The 2,554-nt window shown below is 62.8% G+C and carries 2 protein-coding genes and 1 pseudogene; all 3 read right to left on the bottom strand.

All coding sequences use genetic code 11. The features are described from left to right. Window positions 1–240, bottom strand: a pseudogene (locus tag I5M_RS25275) (acyl-CoA dehydrogenase family protein); the annotation flags it as partial. 117 nt (window positions 241–357) lie between these two features. Beyond that, entirely contained in the window at window positions 358–1,275 is a 918-nt protein-coding gene (locus tag I5M_RS25280; RefSeq protein WP_159104034.1) for a helix-turn-helix domain-containing protein, read from the bottom strand. A 274-nt stretch (window positions 1,276–1,549) separates the two neighbouring features. Continuing rightward, window positions 1,550–2,554: type I glutamate--ammonia ligase (gene glnA / locus I5M_RS25285; protein WP_031337537.1), on the bottom strand; the 1,005-nt coding region annotated here is incomplete at its 5' end.

The following is a 2,554-nucleotide window of genomic DNA, read 5'->3' on the forward strand; positions in this document are numbered from 1 at the left end:
GGCGAGCGCGAAGTCCAAGGTCGACGTATCGGTGCCACCGAACTCTTTCGGGAACAGGCCTTTGACAAGGCCGGCGTCGACCGCCGCCTTGTGATGGCGCCGCGTTGCGTAGAAGCGCTCCGCCGGATCGTCGATCTTGCTGATAATTCCGCGGATGTCCTTCATCACGGTGGTGGCGAAGGCGCGGGCGCCCGCCTGGACGGCGAGCTGGTCGTCGCTGAGCTGAAAGTCGATCGGCATGGAATTTCACCCCTTTGGCGTTGGACGTTGAGCGGGTGAAAGCTAGGAGCGCTGCGGCGAGCCGTCTCGGCATCGCGCGACAGCCGGCTGGGCAATCCGTGCCAATTTGCTCGACGATTACTTGCGACCGCCGTCCGACTGTTCGACGATCGCCTTGTCCCTGTACTCGCTGGGCGTCAGGTCGAAATGCCTTCGAAACTGCCGGTTGAAACTCGACAGATCGTTGAAGCCGTTTGCGAAGGCGATCGTCGAGATCGGCGTATCGGGCCGTGCCCGGATCGCCTCGGCGCACTTGCTCAGCCGCCGGCTGGTGGTCAGGCGGGAAAAGGTCAGGCCCTCGGATTCGAACAGCCGATGCAACGTGCGAGGCGACAGGCCGAAGCGTCGGCAGACCACGTCGATACTCAGCTCCGCCTCGGCGCAGTTGTGATCGATGTAGGTGACGATCGAGTCCAGCATGGCTTTCCGCTTCGATTGTTGAAGCGGGGCGAACTGAGGCTCGCGGGGACCGAGCGCGAGCGCCACCAGGTCGACGGCCATCCGCGCCGTCGTCGGATGCGCTGCGGCGGGGATCGAGCCTGATTGTAAGGCAAGGGATTTCAAGAAATCGATGGCGAGCGCGCCGATCGCGGTGTCTTGCGTGACGGCGACGCCCATCGTGCGGTGGGCGCTCGCAAGCTGCGGCGCGAGGAGCGCCTTGGGAATACGGAAGGAAAACGTTCGAACACGGCCCCCTGGGCGCCTGTAGATCAGTTCGTAAGGTTCCGCCGAGTCGACGACGTAAAACTGGCTCGGGCGGATCTGCACCTGCTTGCCGAGATGCCGAACATGCACGTCGCCTTCGATCTGCATGTTCACGAAGTAGCAGTCGCGCGGCATCCTGCTGATTTCCTGGTGCGAGCGCAGCACGATGTGTTCGTCGGTCACCAGTCGGCATACGTTGACCGTGTCGACCAGATCGGCCGCCACGTGGGCCTTGAAGCCGCCGGAGAAGTCGCGGGTCGAGTTAAGCGCGATGAACGCCTCGCACAGCACTTCGCGCCAGAAGCCGAACTGCTCTGCGGGCTTGTAGTCCTCAGTATTCCACTGCGGCACAGCGGCTCTCTTCAACCAAGAGTGGGGATGAATTCCCGCACTCGCGTCGAGCGAAGGCGTTACTGATGGTCCGAATAAAGGCAAATACTATGCCAGAAGTACCGTTTGCAGCGGTGCGGTTGCGCTCCGAGGTCGACCAACGAAAAAGGCGCCCGATGAGGGCGCCTTTCGTCGTCGATGGTTCTGTTCCCCGCGGGCGCGTGCCGCGATCGGCTTAGTTCGAGTAGTACATCTCGAACTCGACCGGGTGCGGGGTCATTTCGAAACGGGCGACTTCGGTCATCTTCAGCTCGATGTAGCTGTCGATGAAGTCGTCGTCGAACACGCCGCCGGCCTTGAGGAAGGCGCGGTCCTTGTCGAGGTTCTCGAGCGCCTCGCGCAGCGAACCGCAGACGGTCGGGATCTGCTTCAGCTCTTCCTTCGGCAGATCGTAGAGGTCCTTGTCCATCGCCGGACCCGGATCGATCTTGTTCTTGATGCCGTCGAGGCCGGCCATCAGCATCGCGGCGAAGCCGAGATACGGGTTGGCCATCGGGTCCGGGAAGCGGACTTCGACGCGCTTGGCCTTCGGCGAGGTGGTGTAGGGGATGCGGCACGAGGCCGAGCGGTTGCGGGCCGAGTAGGCCAGCAGCACGGGGGCTTCATAGCCCGGGACCAGACGCTTGTAGGAGTTGGTCGACGGGTTGGTGAAGGCGTTGATCGCCTTGGCGTGGGTGATGATGCCGCCGATGTAGTGCAGACAGGTGTCCGACAGGTCGGCGTACTTGTTGCCGGCGAAGGTCGGCTTGCCGTCCTTCCAGATCGACTGGTGCACGTGCATGCCCGAGCCGTTGTCGCCGAACACCGGCTTCGGCATGAAGGTCGCGGTCTTGCCGTAGATGTGGGCGACCTGATGGATGCAGTACTTGTAGATCTGCATCTGGTCGGCCATGTGGGTGAGGGTGTCGAACTTCATGCCGAGTTCGTGCTGGGCCGAAGCGACTTCGTGGTGGTGCTTCTCGACCTTGACGCCCATCCGCGCCATCGCGCCGAGCATCTCCGAGCGCATGTCCTGCACCGAGTCCTGCGGCGGGACCGGGAAGTAACCGGCCTTGGTGCGGATGCGGTGGCCGAGATTGCCGCCTTCATATTCGGTGTCGGAGTTGGTCGGCAGCTCCGAGGAGTCGAGCTTGAAGCCGGTGTTGTACGGGTTCGCCGAATAGCGGACGTCGTCGAACAC

Origin of the sequence: Rhodopseudomonas sp. B29, assembly GCF_000333455.1 — a bacterium.
Classification (GTDB): Bacteria; Pseudomonadota; Alphaproteobacteria; order Rhizobiales; family Xanthobacteraceae; genus Rhodopseudomonas.